The organism is Paenibacillus sp. 01T443 (assembly GCF_056398325.1).
The window spans coordinates 57,587-74,141 of sequence record NZ_JBFTPE010000024.1 but is presented as its reverse complement, the minus strand read 5'-3'; the positions used below and the strand labels follow the sequence as shown (position 1 = coordinate 74,141).

Below are 16,555 nucleotides of genomic sequence, written 5' to 3'. Positions count from 1 at the left end.
AAATCAAATTAACTTTTCAGAAGGCAGGAATAAAAGTGGACAAGAAAATAGGATGGATGTTGATGGGCGTTTTATCTTTGATATTAGTCGTTTTAGTGTTTGGTTTCGTGAGAAAGAATACCGATAACTTCGGTTATTTTCAGCGTTTTTCCGTAACGATAAATAATGAATCGGACTATGATATCGTTTCGGTAGAAATGGGAATCGTGTCAGGAACAGAGAAGGATTACTTCTCCGGAAAAATTAAATCAGGCGAAAGCTTGCGGATAAGACCGCAATTAAGCTTAGCGGGAGAAGGCGCCGTCTATTTGAAGTATACGGACGGCAGAGGGCACATCGAAGAAACCAGTGCATGCGGATACACAGAGTCGCTCTCCGGCAGAACACTAATTACTATAGACAATGAAGGGGTTACCGAGAATGAACAGAAATGTTTGTAGCGATGAGTGTCCTGATATTCCCACTCCCACTTGACACATGAAATCACATCCTGTATAAATACATTTAAGCAATCAATTGGAAATGAAAACATTAGCGATTGGAACAGTAATCTTTGACGGATAGTCACAGCGAGCCGGGTCAGTGGAAGCCGGTACGGAAGTCTGAGATGAAGCGGGTCCAAGAAATGGTTTGCCGAACCGTGCATGCAGAAGTAGGCAAATCCGGTCATCGACCGTTACGAAAACGAGGGGCTAAGCCGATATTAGGCTTGGCACTTAGAGTGGTACCACGGGATCTATAAAGCTCTCGTCTCTTATTTTAGAGACGGGGGCTTTTTTATTTGCATTAGTATTTTTTACACTCGTATTAATCGATGGGAGGCATACGTATGATTCATGAACAAATTATCGGCGCGATAGAAGAAACGACGCAAAGCATACTGCTGGAGGCGAATGCGGTACGACCGGAACAGCTTAAAATTGCAGTCGAGCATCCCGTTAGTCTTGCGCATGGCGATTACAGCAGCAACATCGCAATGCAATTGGCAAAGGTATTGAAGCAGGCTCCGCTGCAAATCGCGAATGATTTTAGACAAAGGCTGCTTAAGCACCCAAGCCTTTCAGCAGCGATTGCTAAGATCGAGCTGGCTCCGCCCGGGTTTCTTAACTTCTATTTGAATTGGTCTTGGTGGGCTGAACAAACGTCTTCGCCGGCAGAGATTAATCTTTCCGGCAACCAGAAGGTGCTTGTTGAGCATACGTCGATTAATCCAAATAAATCAGCGCATATCGGTCATTTAAGAAATTCCTGCGTCGGCGATACGATCGCTCGCATGCTGAGAAGAACGGGGTATCTGGTTGAGGTGCATAACTATATCGATGATCTGGGCAACCAGCTGGCCGATACGTTAGTTGGAATCCTTCAGTCAAAGCATGCACAGCCGCATGAACGTTTTGGGGATTATTGCTGGGACACATATGCAAGCATCAACAAAGCCTATAAGGAGCAGCCTGAGCTGCTTAAGGAACGCACGAGAGTTCTAACCGAGCTTGAGGAAGGCCATTCCAATACAGCTTGGATGGGCCTGCTTGTAGCAGAGCGTATCGTAAGAGAACATGTCGAGGAAATGAAGCAGTTCGGAATAACCTACGATGTCCTCGTATGGGAGAGCCGTATTGTGCGTGAAGGCTTCTGGGCGCGTGCGTTTGAGCTGCTGCAATCGACGCAAATATTTCGTCAAGAGAGTGAAGGGAAGCTTCAGGGCTGCTTTGTGCTCAAGCATTCAGAGGATAAAGGAGAGGCAGACGAACAATCGGAGTTTCAAACCGACAAGGTGCTCGTTCGCTCAAACGGCATCTTAACCTATACGGCTAAGGATATCGCTTACCATCTTTGGAAGTTTGGACTGCTGAAGCAGGATTTTCGCTACAAAAAATTTGAGGACCGCCTATGGACAACGCATTCCAGTGGAGTCAGAAAGAAAATCGGCCGCGCCGATATGGTAATTAACGTGATAGACCAGCGCCAAGAATATCCGCAAGCAATGGTCAAGCAAGCATTGCAAGCGTTAGGCTTCCAGAAACAGGCGGATCAATTGCATCATGTTAGCTATGGAGTTGTATCGCTAAGCCCAGAAACGGCAAAGGGACTTGGTATCGATACTTCTGACGGCAAACATGCCTATGCGATGTCCGGCAGGCAGGGCGTCGGCATCAAAATTGCGGAGTTTCTAGAAAAAATGGAGCAAATGATTGCCGCTAAGCAATCGAAGAAAGGAGGTTTGTCCAGTCATGCGATTGCTGCAGCCTCGATCCGTTATTACTTGCTCCGCTTCCATTTACAGACGGAGATCGTCTTTGATCTAGAGCAAGCGATGGAGATATCCGGCAACACGGGCGTATATTTGATGTATTCTTATGCGCGCTCGAGCCGTATTTTGAAGAATGCGGGCGAGTCTGCTTTTACGAATCGTTTCTTGTTGGATATGAGTGAGCTCCAAGCTCAGGAGCACTCGCTCTTGAGACAGCTTGCCTATTGGCCTGAAACGCTGCAAGCAGCCGTAAATGAGTTGTCTCCTAACCAGCTGTGCACGTATGTGTATGAGTTGTCTACGCTGTTTAATCATTTCTATGCTACTTGCACGGTGATTAAGGCAGAAGGCCAAACCAAAGACTTTCGTATTTGGCTCACTGAGCGCTATATGCGCACGATGAAGGACGTGCTTGAAATATTAGGAATTCCAACGCCAAACCGCATGTAGCCACAGGTTCCATTCATGCAATCCGATTGCCTGTCATATAGTTAAACGCAGAGGTACAGGCGTAAAGGGCGATGAATGGAAGGCAGGTGCGCAAGTTGGAGCAAACGGTCAATCAAAATGAATCGGAAAAAGGCCTGACGATAGATTTCGCGGTGCATGGCATGAGCTGCTCTGCCTGTGCGGCAAGGATTGAGAAAGCAGTCAGCAAAATGGAAGGCGTTCAGATGGCTGCTGTCAGCTTTCCGCTGCGAACGGCGTGGGTGCAGTTTAAGCCTGAACGAGTGGAAGCCAAGCAAATCGCTGAGCGGGTAAAGCAATTGGGTTTTATAGCTTTATTGAATGAAACCGCAAAAAAAGGCTTGCGTAAGGAGCATGATGTTCTCAGGATAAGGCTCGTCATATCCGCACTTCTTACGCTGCCGCTGTTAGTTAGCATGCTCCAGCATATTCCGCTGCTTCAGCCTTTACTTGCCTATTTGCCGGGTTGGCTGAGCCTTCCTTGGCTGCAGCTATCGCTTGCAACGATCATACAATTCGCGATTGGCATGCCGTTTTATTTTGGCGCGTATCACGCTCTGCGGGAACGAAGCGCGAATATGGATGTGTTGGTCGTAATCGGGACGACCGCAGCTTATTTATACAGCCATTATGTGGTTTTTCAAAATGGCTTATTCCGACCGGTTGCCGAAACAGCCGCCCATGCGCCTCCCTTGTATTTCGAGACATCGGCAGTCGTAATGACTGCCGTGCTGCTGGGCAAATACATTGAAACCTCGGCATCGCTAAAAGCCCAGAGCGGGTCTGACGGTTACAGCAAGCTACAGAGCCAAACGGCCGTCGTTGAGAGGGCAGGCGAAATTGTACGATTGCAGACGGAATTCGTTCGAGCAGACGACATCATTATCGTGCTGGCTGGTGAAATTATCCCGGTAGACGGAATGATAATCGCCGGGCAATCAGCCACGAATGAGTCCTTGCTGACAGGCGAGAGTTTACCAGTTGCCAAACGTGAGGGTGACCAGGTTTGGGCCGGAACGCGAAATGAAACGGCACAGCTTCGGATCCGCACGCAGGCTGCCGGTCATGATACGATGCTAAACCGCATTCAGGAGCTGGTCCGCCTCGCCCAACGCTCGAAGTCAGCCATTCAGCGTAATGTTGATGCGGCGGCAGGCTGGTTCGTTCCGGTTATGCTGATTTTCGCCGTGGTGACCGTCATCATGTGGGGGTTATTTCTCGAGCCGGGAGACTGGAGCAAAGCGTTCATATGCGGGATTGCCGTCTTGCTTGCGGCTTGTCCCTGCGCGCTAGGCTTGGCTGCTCCAATCTCGTTAGTTATCGCATCCGGGAGACTGGCTAAGCAAGGAATAATCGCTAAGGAAGCGGGAGCTCTGGAACGCTTGGCGAGCATCCAAACGATTATTTTTGATAAAACCGGGACGCTAACCGAAGGAAAGCCGCAGGTGAGCGCAATATTGGCCGTGAAGGGCAACCGAGCAGCATTGCTGCGAAAGGCAGCTGCCGCAGAAGCGGAATCGGCGCATCCTCTATCCGTAGCTATTCGACTTGAAGCCGCTAAGCTAGGACTCGTTATTCCGGCTTCCAGCAACCACGTATTTACGCCGGGTGGAGGCGTTGAAGCGGATGTTGAAGAGCAGAAGTTCTCGATTGGCAACGCTAAGTATGCTGGCGAGCGGAAGTGGCCGTTGAACAGCGAAGTCATCGTTTTTGCCAAATTTCATGAACAATTAGGGGAGACGGTTCTATATCTGGCGCTAGAGGATATATGCGTCGGTGCAGTCGCATTCAGTGACAGAGTTAAAGCAAATGCCAAAGAAACGGTTAAACAATTAAAGCAGCTGGGCATTGCTTCTGTTCTCGCCACTGGCGATCACGAGGCGCCGGCGCTCGCTGCCGCCAAAGCGGCAGGCATTGCGCAGGTGCATGCTTCTATGCTGCCAGAAAGCAAGCTTGAGCTTGTCGAGCGCCTGAAGCGAAAAGGCAGACGCGTAGCCATGGCGGGCGATGGTTGGAATGACGCTCCGGCCTTGGCGGCTGCGGATGTCGGCCTTGCCATGGGGGAGGGGACGGACGCCGCGCTGAGCGCAGGGCACATGACCTTATTATTCTCAAGGCTTCAGGCGATACCTGAAGCGATTAGAATAAGCCGGCTTACGATTCGTAACGTCAGGCAAAACTTATCGTTTGCATTTGTATATAACGTACTTGTCATACCGTTTGCGGCATTTGGCCTGCTTGAACCATGGATGGCAGGCACTGCTATGGCGCTTAGCTCCGTTTCCGTTGTCGGGAACGCGCTTCGGCTGAGCGGCCAGCTTAGGCGTAAGTCGGGGCTAAATCAATGACGCTAACATGGCAGCAAATCGGCTTTATTATTTTGACCGGCTTATTCAGCGCACCGCATTGCATTGGGATGTGCGGGGGAATCGTATCAGCCGTGTCTCTGAATTCCGCGGCAACGTTGAGGAAATCCATGCTGCTGTACAATGCGGGACGCATTTTATCCTATGCCGCGTTAGGTGCAGTAATGGGCACCGTTGGCTCTTTTGTTGACGTGGCTGGCAAATTTGCAGGCGTACAAGGCTTAGCTTCCATCATCGGCGGCTGTTTCTTGCTGCTGTGGCTGTGGCGGAGATTCCAGCTGCCGCTGATGAACCGGTTATCATCCTTCCTTCACCAACGCTTGGCTGGAGGCGCGAAACGTTCCGAGCAGCAAGAAACCTTGCATTTGCTGGCGACGGGAATCGCGTTTGGCTTCCTTCCCTGCGGATTGACTTACGCGATGCAGATGACAGCCGCCTCTACCGGCTCCGGGCTGGAAGGTGCGGCTGTCATGGCGTTATTCGGCTTATCCACTTTTCCCGCATTAGCGCTTGCTGCATCTGTCGCAGCCTTCGCAAACAAAAAATGGCGCAGGTTTATGCGCAAAGCAAGCCTGGTGACAGCTATTGCGGTCGGCGTTATTTCAATTTTGCGCGGTCTTGCTGTTAATGGTTTGATTCCATCGATCAACCCGTGGTTGTGGTAGACGTTCTAGTGGACTGCTCGTAGGAGCCTAACGATGGTATAGGTATGATCAGACATCTCAAGCGTTAGGGTAGCCTTCCAAGTACCTGCCATTAATGGAACGCCATCACCTTCGTATTTTCCGGGTGCAGATTCGTCCATGTTGAATTCATAATCGCCGCAAACCATATCGAGCATTTCAAGCTTTACGTGTAAGGACGCGCCTTTAACGGGGCTTCCATTCAGATCGGTCAAATCGATTATAAAGCTATTGCGGTGAAGTGCTTTGGCCGGGTATGCGTCAATTGTCCAAATGATATTTCCTTCTTCGAAAGCATGCTCAGTAACAGGCGGAGGCGCTTCATCGCCCGGGCGAAGCCAAATAAATGCTATACCGGCAAGCAGCGCAATGATTATGAAAAAAAAGACGAACTTGAATAGTGACGAATGTTCTTTATGATGCGGCAGCATGTTGCTTAACCTCCTTCGTGCGACTGTATTGGATAAAGCACTTTTAAGTTACCTATGCAGTAATTCTATGAAGCAGAACGTAATAGATCAGGGTTAGGAGTGCCAATTGTATTGGACAAAATCAAAAGGACAGTGTATATTAACAACGGATAATTTCATAGTTTATAGACAGGTGCGGATAAGAGTTTGTCCGATAAGGAAGCGATAGCTTATTGGAACTCATTGATGCTTAATAGGGAAGCCCGGTTTAAATCCGGCACGGACCCGCCACTGTAAGGCAGCGCAGCAGTAATATAGATGTACTGTGCTAGCCGAGTCAGAAAATCTGCCTGTCTAAATTAAACACTTAAACCTACGTGGACTTAGGTACAGTGTTGGAGAAGCTTATCGCTTAGCTGTTTTTGGGAAAAGCGTATGATAGCATTTCTGGCACATTAGCCAGGGATGCTTTTTTTATTTATACGAAATAAATGATTAGGGGTGCAGTGAAAGATGAATGGAATTAACCGCAATATGATGAAAATACTGCTTGGCTTGCTTCTCACCATGATGCTTATCGTTACGAGCGCGTGCGGGGCTGACAAGAATGCAGTAAACCAGAACAATCAACAAGGGGCCAATACGGAGCAGGAAGCGTCGACTGAGCCAACGCCAGCTGCGAATACGACGGTATATCCTTTGACGATTAAAGATGATACCGGAACAGAAATTACTTTTGAAAAACAGCCAACCAAGGTCATTACGCTTGTACCAAGTGAAACGGAAACGATTTATGCCATTGGCTCGGGAGAGCAAGTCGTAGGTGTCGATCAATGGAGCGATTATCCGGAAGAGGCTGCTTCGAAGCCGAAGGTTGGCGATATGACAACCAATATAGAAGCTGTCGTAGCCTTGAATCCCGATCTCGTGCTTGCTTCATCGTCACTGAATACAGATGCAATTACCAAGCTGCGCGAGCTGAAAATTGCGGTGTATGCGACTGATCCGCTTACCTATGATGCAGTTATTGCCAAAATCGAAAATTTAGGTCATATTATGAATAAACAATCCGAAGCTAAGGCCGTAGCTGATCATATGCGCGATGTAAAGCAGCAGGTATCGGATGCTGTAAAAGATGTAGAGAAAAAGAAGGTATATTTAGAATTTTCACCGGGCTGGACGGTTGGCTCGGGCACTTTCCTTGATGAGCTGCTGAGCTTGGCTGGAGGTAACAACATCTCTGCTGGTTCTTCTGGCTGGTACGAGGTTAACGCTGAAGAAGTTGTGACACAAAACCCGGCACTCATTATTTACCCTGATCTGAAGGAGGACCCGAATCCGATCGTTGTTGGTATCGAGAGCCGCCCAGGCTGGGATGTCATCGATGCGGTGAAGAACAAGCAAATGTTTGCAGTGACCGAAAATCCGCTCGTCCGCGTAGGTCCGCGACTGGCAGACGGTTTGCTCGAGCTTGCCAAAGTGATTCATCCGGATCTCGTAAAATAATCCTATGACCTATAAATTAGCTTGGTATGGAGGAGCAGCTATGCTCCTTCTTGCTGTTTCTATCGTTGTTAGTTTAACTATTGGTTCGTCCGGGATCTCGGTTCGCGATGTATGGGGCATTTTGCTGCACCAGCTGCCTTGGCTTTCGGACAACCAAACTTCTTATTCACCTGGGGAAATTGCTATTGTCACGCAGGTAAGACTCTCGCGTGTGCTGCTTGCCGTGCTTGTCGGCGCTTGTCTTGCGCTTGCGGGTACAGGTTTTCAAGGGGTGCTGCGCAATCCATTAGCTGATCCTTATACGCTTGGCGTTGCCTCTGGCAGCTCGGTAGGTGCGGCATTCATCATTTTGTTCGGACTTCAAACCGTACTCGGCATGTGGACGATTCCGCTTGTAGCCTTCGGAACAGGTACCGTTACGCTGTTAGGTGTTTTTTGGCTGTCACGTAATAAAGGGGTTATGCATATTGAAACGCTTATTCTTTCCGGGGTCATCATTCAATCCTTTTTAGGCGCTTTTGTTTCCTTTATGGTTTCCATGTCTGAGGGTGTAGTCAATCAAATCTTATTTTGGTTAATGGGATCGCTAGCCATGAGAAGCTGGGAAAACGTATATATGCTAATCCCGTTTCTTGCGCTCGGCTTCCCTCTGCTGCTTGCCTACGGCCAATCGCTTAACTTATTTGTTTTAGGAGAGCGGCATGCGGCCCATCTAGGCATAAACGTTGAACGAACGAAGCTGGTTGTGTTAATCAGCTCGACGCTGCTTACGGCGGCGGCTGTTTCTGTGTCCGGCGTAATTGGCTTCGTCGGCTTAGTTGTCCCTCATCTGATTCGTCTGCTGGTGGGCCCAGATTATCGTCTAATTACTCCTTTGTCCGCGATCGGAGGCGGTGTATTTGTCCTTTGGGCAGATACGCTTGCACGGATGGCATTGACGCCAAAAGAAATTCCGCTAGGCGTCGTTACCGCGTTGATCGGAGCGCCGTTCTTTGCTTATTTGCTGCATAGGCGGAAGATGAAGCAAGGAGGCACGTTATGATAGAGGCGCGCAGCATTACCCAGACCGTTCAGGGAAGAGTAGTGCTAAATGAATTATCCTGTTTATTTCAAAAAGGGCGAATGTATGGCGTAATTGGACCAAATGGCGTCGGCAAATCAACGCTGCTGCAGGTGCTGTCCGGTGTGGAGCGGCCGAAAAGCGGTGACGTACGCCTTGATGGACGCAGATTGTCTTCCTATCCGAGAAAGCATCTTGCCAAGCAAATGGCTGTCCTGCAGCAAAGCGGTCTTCCTCCAGTAGGCTTCACGGTACGCGAGGTTGTCAGTATGGGAAGGTATCCGTTTCAGAATTGGCTGGGCAGTGATGAGAAGGATTCGGATACCATTATCAATGAGGCGCTTACCGCGATGGGACTGCAAGAATTGGAGCAGCGCAAGATGGATCAGCTTAGCGGAGGGGAACGACAGCGCGTGGCTCTGGCGAAACTAATGGCGCAGGAGCCGTCTATTATTTTGCTGGATGAGCCGACGACCTATTTAGATATTGGTTTTCAAGTACAGCTGCTTGACACGGTGCGGGCTTGGCAGCAGACACGAGATCTTACGGTTATTGCAGTTCTCCATGATTTAAATCTGGCCGCACTTTATTGCGACGAACTTGTCGTGCTGCATCAAGGGAAGGTTGCCGCAGCAGGAACGCCGCATGAGGTGCTCACACCTTCGCTTATTGAGCGGGTATATGAGACGAAGACTACCGTTATCTCCCATCCCGTGACCGCTGCGCCGCAAATTATGCTGCAGCCGAATTTAAGATCTGAATCATAAAAATGCTAGAGAAGGAGTGATTGGAATGGCAGAAGATTTATACATACAGCTAGTAGAAACGATTAAGAAAATTAAACCCTTCGACGAAGAGGCTGCGGCCCAGGCAGTGCAGCACTCTGATTCCTTAACGAAGCCGCCGGGCAGTCTGGGCAAGCTCGAAGCGATTGCGTCACAAATTGCGGGAATTTCGGGTCATCTCTGGCCGGACTTATCGCGTAAAGCAGTCATTGTTATGGCTGGCGATCATGGGGTCTGCGAAGAAGGAGTAAGCGCGTTTCCTCAGGCAGTGACTCCTCAAATGGTAATGAACTTCTTGAATGGGGGAGCGGCTGTCAACGTATTGGCAAGGCAAGCAGGAGCGGAAGTAATATGCGTCGATATTGGGGTTAATGCAGATTTAGAGCATGAACGGCTTCTTAGTCGGAAGATTGTGCGGGGTACCGCCAATATGGCGAAGCAGCCCGCGATGACAAGGGAAGAAACCCTTAAAGCGATCATGGTCGGTGTAGATATCGTTAACGAACAATTTAAGCTCGGCTTCCGCTTGTTTGCTACAGGTGAAATGGGCATCGGCAATACGACAGCAAGCGCGGCTCTTACAACGGTTTTAACCGGGTTATCACCGGAAGAATCGGTTGGACGTGGTACGGGGATTAATGATTCGAGCTGGTTAAATAAGGTGGATGTCGTGAAGCGGGCGATTGCTGTAAATGAGCTGGATGCTGATGCTGATCCTATCGATGTGCTGGCTAGGGTAGGCGGTGCCGAGATCGCCGGACTTGCAGGCGTCATTATCGGTGCGGCGGCTAACGGTTGCCTTGTCGTCATTGACGGATATATTTCTTCCGCAGCAGCGCTTGTTGCTTCACGAATTACAAAGCAGTCTTTGTCCTATATGGTGGCATCTCATCTTTCCCATGAGCAGGGTCATTTGAAGCTGCTGGAATCGATTGGTTTACTTCCGATGATGCAGCTGGAGATGCGGCTTGGCGAAGGTACGGGTGCTGTATTAGGTTTTCATTTTATTGACGCTGCGCTTCTTCTTATGCAGGAGATGGCGACCTTTGAAAGCGCAGGCGTAACCAAGGGCTAGGTGATGAAAGTTGGCAGTATTAGTAACCGGCGGGGCACGCAGCGGCAAGAGCAGCTTCGCGGAGCAATATGCGATGAGGGTGGCGGCTCGCGGTATTTATATCGCAACCTGCCAGCCATACGATCAGGAGATGAGCGAGCGGATTACTATTCATCAGAGAGATCGCACGGATACCGGCTATAGCTGGGAAACGCTCGAGGTGCCCTATGATGCGGCTGATCGGCTCCATCAAATAGATAAAGAGTTGTCGCAGGATGCTGCCGTTGCCGACGGAAAAAAGCCGGTAGTCGTTTTGCTTGATTGTTTAACCTTGTGGCTGACGAATTGGCTCATGCGAATCGAGCATGAAGCATTAGATGCTTCTCGTCTGGAGATCGAAATTTCGAAGCTGCTTGATGGAATTCAAAGCTTCACTCATCCCTTGCTGATCGTTACGAATGAGGTAGGGGACGGAATTGTTCCAGCATATCCGCTCGGGAGGCTCTTTCGAGATGAAGCAGGCCGCCTTAATCAAAGGGTCGCCGCGATCTGTGAGCGTGTGTTCCTGGTGACGGCAGGCATACCGATAGAACTGAAGGCTCATGCATTCAGGTGGGAGCAGTTATGATATTTTATTCCTTTAAGGAGTTATTTCTTCTTGCAGGAGCCGCGCTGATGCTGGATTGGATTGTGGGGGATCCGAAATGGCCGACGCATCCAGTCATTTGGATAGGGCGATTAATACGCGGGTTAGAACGACATCTCCACCCAGAGCGCTGGAAGGAGAGGCCTGCCGTTGTTAGAGGCCTGGGAATCGTATTAACCTTGTTAACACTTATTATAAGTTCTGGTTTCATGTGGCTGCTCGTATGGGCAGCGGATGCCGTGCATCCATGGCTTGGCTATTTGGTGAGCGCTTGGTTTATTTCAACGACGATTGCGGTTAAAGGACTAAAGGAAGCAGCCATGCTGGTTTATAAGCCTTTGGTTCAAGGAAAACTGGATGAGGCGCGGAAATATGTCGGTTACATCGTTGGGCGGGATACCGCGGACCTTGACGAACGGGAAGCTTCGCGGGCAGCAGTCGAGACGGTCGCGGAGAATACCGTCGATGCGCTCGTGTCTCCATTGTTATTTGCATTAATCGGAGGAGCTCCGCTAGCAATGCTATACCGCGCTGTAAATACGCTGGATTCCATGGTAGGCTACCGTAATGAAAAATATAAATACTTTGGTTGGTTTTCTGCACGTACGGATGATGTTTTCAATTATATCCCGGCACGGATTACAGGCGTAATGCTTACGATTTCTGCGTTGTTCGACCTTAGAATGAGTGCCAAGGATGCTTTTCGTTCCATACAGGCCTTTGCTCATCTTCATCCAAGCCCGAATAGCGGTATTCCGGAGTCAGCGGTCGCAGGTGCGATCGGCATTGAGCTGGGCGGCATGAATACCTATTTTGGCGTGACGAGCGAGCGGGCGCGCATGGGCTGGCCGAAACGCCCGCTTGTGGCTGAAGATATCGTTCTGGCTGTTCGATTATTGTACCGGGTCAGCTTTATTTTATTTGCGGGGGTGATTGCAGGTTGGTTCATCGTGAATTAAAGCTGCAGATTCAAGCCCTAATTGCTGCTTTACAGTTTTTAACAAGGTTCCCGGTTCCCGTGACGGTTCCCTTTCAAGGTGCCGTTTTGTCACGTAGCGTCGTTTATTTTMCGATGGCTGGAGCAATCATTGGCGCTTGCATCTATGCCATCACTTGGTTGTTAGCTCTATTCGTACCTGCTTGGCCGAGCGCGGTACTGGTGCTCATCTTCTGGACGGCGCTAAGCGGCGGACTGCATCTTGACGGCTGGATGGATACGGCAGATGGCGTACTCAGTCATCGCTCCCGTGAGCGAATGCTCGAAATCATGAAGGACAGCAGGGTGGGCGCAATGGGGGTGCTTGCTGCTGTATTTTTGCTGCTTTTTAAAGCTTCGCTGCTGGCTGAGCTTTTGCAGCATGAGAATTTCAAGCTGTTCGGGCCGCTGTTTGTGATTATCCCGATGTGGAGCCGAGCTTGGATGAGCACAGCGATTGCCGGTTGGCCGTTCGCCCGGAAAGGCGAAGGAATAGCCATTCTATTTCATGAGGTAAAAGGTGCTCAAGCCGCTGCGGCGCTCCTTTTATCGGCTGTCGGTACAGCGCTTATATTGCGATTGATTGGAATTAGCATAGATGAAATTGTTCTATATCTGCTCGCTATTGTTTTTTGTGTGTTTGTTGTTGGCGGTATGCTTGCTTCTTGGCTAAATCATAAGCTGGGCGGACTAACAGGTGATACATATGGAGCGATGAACGAAGCCATTGAAGCAGTGCTGCTGTTTGCTGCTGTTGTTTGGCTGCATGCATATTAGAAAAGGAGCTGGAAGGTAAGATGTTAGAAAGATACGGTCATGGTGGTGATTTACGGACCGCAGAGGAAGCCTTTGATATACCTGCTCATAAGTTTGTTGATTTCAGCTCGAACATGAATCCGCTGGGGCCTCCGCTGAGCGTGAAGCAAGCGCTACATTCCTATGCGGAGCTCATTGGGCAATATCCTGATCCCGCGGTGCGCGGACTAAGGCGAAAGCTAGCCGTGCTTCACGATATCGATGAGCAATCTATCGTTGTCGGCAATGGCGCAGCTGAATTGATTGATTTAATTGTAAGGGCGCTTCAGCCCAAATTAACGACGCTGGCTATTCCATGCTTTGATGAATACGGCGATGCGATACGCAAAATCGGCGGAGCCATATATGAGATCAAGCTTACCCAAGACAATCATTTTGGATTGGATTTGGATTCAGAGCATTTATGTGGAGCCGCGTCAACGGGTTCATTGTTTATGCTGGGCTCTCCGAACAATCCGACCGGGCAGCTCGTCGATCCGGAGCTGATCCGCACGCTTTTGAGAAAAGGTGCGTATGTGGTCGTAGATGAAGCATTTATGGATTTTGTGCCGGAAGAATCCCGTTACAGCCTTATTCAAGAGGCAACGAGACATGAAAGGCTGTTTGTCATTCGCTCGATGACAAAGTTTTATTCCATACCTGGCATTCGTCTTGGGTATATTGTCGGCATGCCGAGAACGTTAAGCGGATTAAGGCGTCTACAGGTACCTTGGAGCGTGAATTCGTTGGCGCAGCTAATAGGGGAAGCCGTACTGGACGAATCGGATTATGCGGACCGGACGATTTCATGGCTTCAAAAGGAGAGACCATGGCTAGTCGGGGAGCTTCAGGCCATTGGCTTTGAGGTGAACCCGAGCGCTGCTAATTATTTGCTCGTACGAATTCCTAAGGATACAGGAATAAGCGCAAGCATGCTGCAGCTTGAGATGGGAAAACAAGGCGTGCTTATACGTGATGCATCGAGATTTTCCGGACTGGATCATACTTATATTCGGGTAGCCATCAAACTTCGCAAGCAGAATGAACAGCTCTTAGCGGCATTAAAGCATAGCTTGGGCAAGTACAGGAGCCGAGGTGTTTAATGACATTAAATGAACAGGAAGCCTCTAATAAGGCGTTGGGCAGAACGATCATGATTCAAGGCACGGCGTCTGACGTAGGCAAAAGTTTAATTACGGCGGCGTTATGCCGTGTGTTTACCAAGGACGGTTGGCATGTAGCCCCATTCAAATCGCAAAATATGTCTTTAAACTCCTATGTTACGTGGGACGGGAAAGAAATCGGACGCGCGCAAGGCATGCAGGCGGATGCATGCGGAATCTTGGCGACGACTGATATGAATCCGATCCTTCTGAAGCCGACCGGAGAAATGTCCTCGCAGGTTGTGGTGCATGGCAAACCTCTGCGTGATTATCATGCAGTCGAATACCGCGAGAACTATTTGCCGGCAGCCGGCGGAATCGTAAGGGAGGCTCTTCAGCGTTTACGAGAGGCAAATGACATTGTGGTGCTGGAAGGAGCAGGAAGTCCCGCTGAAATTAATTTAAAGGACCGTGACATCGTAAACATGCGGATGGCAGCATGGGCAGACGCTCCGGTCATTCTTGCAGCTGATATCGATCGGGGCGGGGTTTTTGCTTCTATAGTCGGTACGTTGGAACTGCTAGAGCCATCGGAGCGTGACCGCATATGCGGCTTTATCATTAATAAATTTCGCGGTGATGTTTCCCTGCTTCAGCCTGGACTGGATTGGCTGGAAGCGCGGACAGGCAAGCCGGTTATCGGCGTGCTGCCTTTTATGCCGGGTCTTGAACTGGAGGACGAGGATTCTTTATCTCTAAGCAAGCAGCATGCCGCAGTAGAAACAGAGGCCTCGAACCAGAAGCGCGAGCTGGATATCGCAGTCATTCGATTACCCCGCATTTCGAATTTCACGGATATGGACCCGCTGCGCTTTGAGACGGATGTTCATCTTCGGTACATTGAGCATGCAGGGCAATGGGGAAGTCCTGACGCCGTCATCCTTCCCGGCAGTAAAAATACGATCGAAGACTTCGTTTGGCTGAAAGAAACGGGATTGGCTGATTTCGTTCAAAAGCATGCAGCTGGGGGAGGAGCGGTGGCAGGCATATGCGGCGGTTACGAAATGCTTGGCACTCGGCTATATGATCCGCTGCATGTAGAATCGTCTGTTGAGGAAACGGAGGGACTTGGTTTGTTTCCGTTTGAGGTGCGTTTTACGGCGGAAAAAAGAACGGTTCGAGTTTCAGGCACTGGTCAATTAAGTGAGACAGTTTCGCCCGTTAGCGTCGAAGGCTATGAGATCCATATGGGCGAGGTTATTTGGCACATGGGTGAGGAATCTATTCAACGTCCTTTTCAAATAAAGGAACTAACCTCGGGTTCTGACTTAGAAGCTTCCTCTAGATATACAGCCGAAGGCGCGAGCGCAAACGATGGCAAGCAGTGGGGAACGTTTATCCATGGCATCTTGCATAACGATGATTTTCGCAGACAATGGTTGAATGGCTTACGGGAAGCAAAAGGATTGTTAAGCTTGCCTGCGGATTTACGCTTTCATGAAAGAAGGGAAGCGGCATTTGATCGTCTTGCTGAGCATGCTCGCCGTTATCTTAATATACCGCTTATCTACGAGCTGCTTGGTCATTCGAAGGAGGGAACGCGATGACACAGCCTTTCCGTCATGGGAATCTCTATGAATCAAAGCTGTGGAAAGGGGTTAGATTGCAGCTGCTCGAGGATCGGATTGAATTAGCTTCCAAGGATCATCTCTATGCCTTGAGCAGTGCGGTCCATCCAGGAGGATTCTCTTCTGCTAACCGAATTATAAACTGGAAGGTGCCGCTCACCTACCAATGTGATGATCCTGTTCGCGATATCGTGAAGCAGTGCCAGGCTTGGGGCTGCAATCCGGAGAGTACGGTCGGTTTGATTACGGCAGCGAAGCTGACGCATGCATCCGTAGCAGAGCTCGAAGGCGATCGCTTCAAGCTGTTATGCTGCACAACGGTTGGCACGCGAAATGCCGCTAGAGCTGGAATGCCGCGCAGCACCTTTTCGGTCTATTCGGCGGGAACGATTAATGTAATTCTTTTGATTGACGGGCAAATGACGGAAGCTGCAATGGTGAACGCAGTAATAACCGCAACCGAAGCAAAGTCAGCTGCATTGCAGCAGCTGGGAATCGTCGAGTTGGCGACAGGAGAAATTGCTACTGGAACGACAACTGACGCGATCGTGATCGGAGTTAGTCAGGCAGCTAGTTGGAATGCCGTACATGCCTATGCAGGAGCTGCGACGACAATTGGCTGCAGCATCGGCGAGGCAGTATATGAGACCGTGCTCGAAGCGGCACGTACACAGTACGAAGAGTAACTTTAAATTTGGAAGCAAGGCGCAAGTTTCAGGAGCTTTTCCAGCATAAGCATGAAAACAATGTCTCAAAAAATAGCATATGATTATTACAGGAGCTGCGATATCGTGTAAAATGGTTAAGTTGAACATTCGACGAAG

The 16,555-nt window shown here is 49.6% G+C and carries 15 protein-coding genes, 1 riboswitch and 1 other annotated feature; of the genes, 14 read left to right on the top strand and 1 reads right to left on the bottom strand.

Translation table 11 applies throughout. From position 1 onward, the window contains the following. The 4 genes from AC1DLI_RS28975 to AC1DLI_RS28960 form a co-directional block, all read left to right on the top strand. Positions 1 to 440: hypothetical protein (locus tag AC1DLI_RS28975; RefSeq protein WP_477608364.1), on the top strand; the 440-nt coding region annotated here is incomplete at its 5' end. An 85-nt stretch (positions 441 to 525) separates the two neighbouring features. Next, positions 526 to 758 (top strand) — a binding site (T-box leader). A gap of 71 nt (positions 759 to 829) precedes the next feature. Further along, a complete protein-coding gene (locus AC1DLI_RS28970; RefSeq protein ID WP_477608362.1) occupies positions 830 to 2,701 on the top strand; it encodes an arginine--tRNA ligase in 1,872 nt (623 codons plus the stop codon). A 71-nt stretch (positions 2,702 to 2,772) separates the two neighbouring features. Next, positions 2,773 to 5,067, top strand: a complete 2,295-nt coding sequence (locus AC1DLI_RS28965) for a heavy metal translocating P-type ATPase (protein WP_477608360.1) — start codon at positions 2,773 to 2,775, stop codon at positions 5,065 to 5,067. Further along, positions 5,064 to 5,750, top strand: coding sequence for a sulfite exporter TauE/SafE family protein (locus tag AC1DLI_RS28960; protein ID WP_477608358.1), 687 nt, complete (start codon positions 5,064 to 5,066; stop codon positions 5,748 to 5,750). Before AC1DLI_RS28965 ends, AC1DLI_RS28960 begins: the two co-directional genes overlap by 4 nt. A 5-nt stretch (positions 5,751 to 5,755) precedes the next feature. On the opposite strand, the gene AC1DLI_RS28955 is transcribed toward AC1DLI_RS28960, so the two are convergent. Continuing rightward, complete coding sequence (locus tag AC1DLI_RS28955; protein ID WP_477608356.1) at positions 5,756 to 6,199, bottom strand: FixH family protein; 444 nt, start codon at positions 6,197 to 6,199, stop codon at positions 5,756 to 5,758. Positions 6,200 to 6,388: 189 nt separating this feature from the next. Beyond that, positions 6,389 to 6,546, top strand: a riboswitch (cobalamin riboswitch). A gap of 145 nt (positions 6,547 to 6,691) precedes the next feature. Here AC1DLI_RS28955 and AC1DLI_RS28950 point away from each other — a divergent pair. From AC1DLI_RS28950 to AC1DLI_RS28905, 10 genes are read left to right on the top strand one after another with little or no spacing between them, the layout of a single operon-like run. Beyond that, the gene (locus AC1DLI_RS28950; RefSeq protein ID WP_477608354.1) at positions 6,692 to 7,684 is read left to right on the top strand and encodes an ABC transporter substrate-binding protein; all 993 of its coding nucleotides are present in this window, start codon (positions 6,692 to 6,694) and stop codon (positions 7,682 to 7,684) included. A gap of 4 nt (positions 7,685 to 7,688) precedes the next feature. Further along, positions 7,689 to 8,726, top strand: coding sequence for a FecCD family ABC transporter permease (locus AC1DLI_RS28945; protein WP_374992103.1), 1,038 nt, complete (start codon positions 7,689 to 7,691; stop codon positions 8,724 to 8,726). Beyond that, a complete protein-coding gene (locus tag AC1DLI_RS28940) occupies positions 8,723 to 9,511 on the top strand; it encodes a heme ABC transporter ATP-binding protein (RefSeq protein ID WP_477608352.1) in 789 nt (262 codons plus the stop codon). The genes AC1DLI_RS28945 and AC1DLI_RS28940 overlap by 4 nt, the downstream gene beginning before the upstream one ends. Before the next feature lie 25 nt (positions 9,512 to 9,536). Then, positions 9,537 to 10,604, top strand: coding sequence for a nicotinate-nucleotide--dimethylbenzimidazole phosphoribosyltransferase (cobT, locus tag AC1DLI_RS28935; protein ID WP_477608350.1), 1,068 nt, complete (start codon positions 9,537 to 9,539; stop codon positions 10,602 to 10,604). A gap of 10 nt (positions 10,605 to 10,614) precedes the next feature. Then, positions 10,615 to 11,211, top strand: coding sequence for a bifunctional adenosylcobinamide kinase/adenosylcobinamide-phosphate guanylyltransferase (cobU, locus tag AC1DLI_RS28930; protein WP_477608348.1), 597 nt, complete (start codon positions 10,615 to 10,617; stop codon positions 11,209 to 11,211). Continuing rightward, complete coding sequence (gene cbiB / locus AC1DLI_RS28925; RefSeq protein WP_477608346.1) at positions 11,208 to 12,188, top strand: adenosylcobinamide-phosphate synthase CbiB; 981 nt, start codon at positions 11,208 to 11,210, stop codon at positions 12,186 to 12,188. The genes cobU and cbiB overlap by 4 nt, the downstream gene beginning before the upstream one ends. Beyond that, a complete protein-coding gene (cobS, locus tag AC1DLI_RS28920; RefSeq protein WP_477608344.1) occupies positions 12,170 to 12,982 on the top strand; it encodes an adenosylcobinamide-GDP ribazoletransferase in 813 nt (270 codons plus the stop codon). Before cbiB ends, cobS begins: the two co-directional genes overlap by 19 nt. Positions 12,983 to 13,002: 20 nt before the next feature. Then, positions 13,003 to 14,103: a threonine-phosphate decarboxylase CobD gene (cobD, locus tag AC1DLI_RS28915; protein WP_477608342.1), complete on the top strand. Its 1,101-nt coding sequence runs from the start codon at positions 13,003 to 13,005 to the stop codon at positions 14,101 to 14,103. Continuing rightward, positions 14,103 to 15,710 carry a cobyric acid synthase gene (locus tag AC1DLI_RS28910; RefSeq protein ID WP_477608340.1) on the top strand — a complete coding sequence of 536 codons (1,608 nt, stop codon included), beginning with the start codon at positions 14,103 to 14,105 and terminating at the stop codon, positions 15,708 to 15,710. The genes cobD and AC1DLI_RS28910 overlap by 1 nt, the downstream gene beginning before the upstream one ends. Next, complete coding sequence (locus AC1DLI_RS28905; protein ID WP_477608338.1) at positions 15,707 to 16,417, top strand: adenosylcobinamide amidohydrolase; 711 nt, start codon at positions 15,707 to 15,709, stop codon at positions 16,415 to 16,417. The genes AC1DLI_RS28910 and AC1DLI_RS28905 overlap by 4 nt, the downstream gene beginning before the upstream one ends. The last annotated feature ends 138 nt before the right edge of the window (positions 16,418 to 16,555 follow it).